1 pseudogene is annotated in these 2,390 nt (G+C 77.5%); it reads right to left on the bottom strand.

Annotated elements, in window-relative coordinates:
- Positions 1 to 2,390, bottom strand: a pseudogene (locus ACOV8S_RS32755) (hypothetical protein); the annotation flags it as partial.

Here is a 2,390-nt window from a genome sequence, read left to right as displayed (position 1 = left end):
GCAGGGTCGGGCAGGGGGACGATCCCCCGGTGGGTGACGGCGTCGCCGGGGCGGGGGGTGCGCAGGGACTCGAGCTCCGGGGGCGGAGCCTCGCCGTTGCCCATGGCGTCGACGGTGGCGCCGGCCCGCACGGGGTTGCCCTGGGCGGCCTGGTGGACGCCCTCGACCAGCAGGGTGTCCGCGACGGCGTCCACGGCGTCGTCCAGGTCGTCCAGCACCTCGGTGAGTGCGGCGATCTCGGCGGTGGAGCCGGCCGGGACGCCGACGTTGCGGACCAGGTCGAGGCGGCCGGCGGCGCGGCGGCGGTGCAGGCGCAGACCGTCGGTGACGTCCTCGGCGACCACGCGCTCCTCCACCGCCCCGTCGTGCGCGACATGGGTGGCCGTGGTGGGGGCGAGCTCCCGGAAGCGGTCGGTCCAGGACGCGAGGGTGCCCGACGGGTGGTCCTGCAGGGCGCGCTCGAACCGGTAGCCGAGCAGGGAGCCCAGCGGCCGGCCCTGACGGACGCCGTCGATGAGCCAGGCCGCGGTGCGGGCCCGGGTGGAGGTGAGGTCGACGGCGGTGGGAGCGTCCGGCCTGTCCCCGTGGGCGCGCTGCGCGGCGCGCAGCAGGGCGGCGGTGGTGGCCTGGGCGAGCGAGGGCGCGTGGACGGGGCCCGCGGTGCCGTCGGCGGCGAACAGGGTCCACGGCCTGCTGTCGCCGGGGGCGGCGAGGGGGTCGGTCCGCTCCCCCTCCGGCCGACGCTCGTGGGGGACCTGGGTCGGCGCCGTGGAGCGCGGCACCACGTCCAGCAGCCAGCCGTAGCCGCCGAGGTGGCTGCCGGAGGAGGCGCGGTTGCGGAGGTGCTCCAGACGGCGGGTGGCCAGGGAGGTGATCCAGGCGTCCAGCCGGTGGGAGGTGGCGTCCAGGGTCTGGGCGAGCAGGAGCTCCAGCTCGCCGGAGGGCAGCGCCGCGAGCGCGGCGGCGGACTCCAAAGCCTGGTACAGCGGGGCCAGTTCGGGCCGCTGCCGGGCGGCGTCGGTCCACAGGTAGGTCTCGGCCCTCAGTCCGGTTCCGGGGACGGTGCGCCGGGCCCGGGTCCAGACGGTGGCGGTGAGCGCCTCCGGGTCGGTGTCCACCACCTCCGGTTCGCGCCGGCCGGGGGTGCCGGTGCCCAGCACGACGTCCACGGCGCGGGCGTACTCGGCGAGCAGCGAGTGCCGGACCAGGCGGTAGAGGAGCGGGGTGGCCGTGGCCGCGGCGGGGCCGTTGCCGAGGTCGTGCCACCAGCGGGCCCAGGGCAGGTTTCCGCGGTCCTGGAGGGAGGGGACTGCGGCCCACGCGGGCGCCGGGTCGACCGGGGTGGCGAGGGCGGCCAGGTATTCGGCCGGCGTTCCTCCGGGGGTGCCGGCGGGCGCGTCGGTCCAGGGGTGGTCGAGCGGCCAGGACTCCTTGGCGAACAGCAGGCGCCCGGGGCCGAGTTCCCAGCGGGGCAGTCCGAGCCGGGCGGAGAGGGAGGCGGTCTGGGAGGCGAGACCGGTGCGCCACTGGTCGTTGAGGGCGAGCGGGCCGAACCGCCAGAGGGCGGTGACGTAGTCGGCGCCCAGACCGCTGCGGGCGTGGACGCGCCGCGCGGTGGGGGCCATGCCGAGGATCTCGGCCACGGTGTGCCGGCCGGCCGCGCCGCGGGTGATGCGGGGGACGGCCGCCGGGTCGGCGGCGGACGGGGCCCAGACACGGTCGCGCAGGGTGCGCAGGAAGGCGGGGACGGCCGGCGGCAGCGGTGGCGTGCCGAGGCTGTCGCCCTCCAGGTCGGTCCAGCGGTCCAGCGCCAGCACGGGGAGCAGGCCGTAGGGCTGGGCGCCGACGCGCAGGGCGGGCAGCGGGCCGCCGGGACGCAGGAAGCGTCGGGCGTGCTCGCGGGCGCCGCGGATCTGGGCGTCGGTGAAGTGGCCCTCGCCGAACTGGGAGAGGTAGTAGCCCCAGGTCGCCTCCCACAGGGCGGTGGCCATGTGGCGGGCGCCGGCCTGGTCGCGACGGTGGGCGTCGCGGGCGCGGGACAGCGGGGCGGGCCGGTTCATGCCGTCGGGGCCCTTGACGCCGTCGAGATCGGTGACGGTCTGCAGGCCGAGGGCACGGCAGGTCGCTCTGGCGTTGCTCTCGGGGTCACTGGGCGCCCGGTCGGCGATCCGGACGCGGTGGGCGCCGCGGTTCTCCTGGTCGTCGCGGCTGTACCGGGAGGTCGCGGTGGCGGTGTTGTTGGAGGGGGCGCCGGGCGGGACGTAACCCAGCCCCCGGGTGTGGTACTGGGCCTCCAGGAGGGCGGACAGTTCGGCGGTGGCGGTGCCCGAGCCGCCTTCGTGCACTCCGTAGGCGAGGATCTGTGCGTACCCGGTGCCGCGCGGCAGGCG

Source organism: Streptomyces sp. CO7 (genome assembly GCF_053474865.1).
This window is presented reverse-complemented; position numbering and strand designations above follow the sequence as displayed.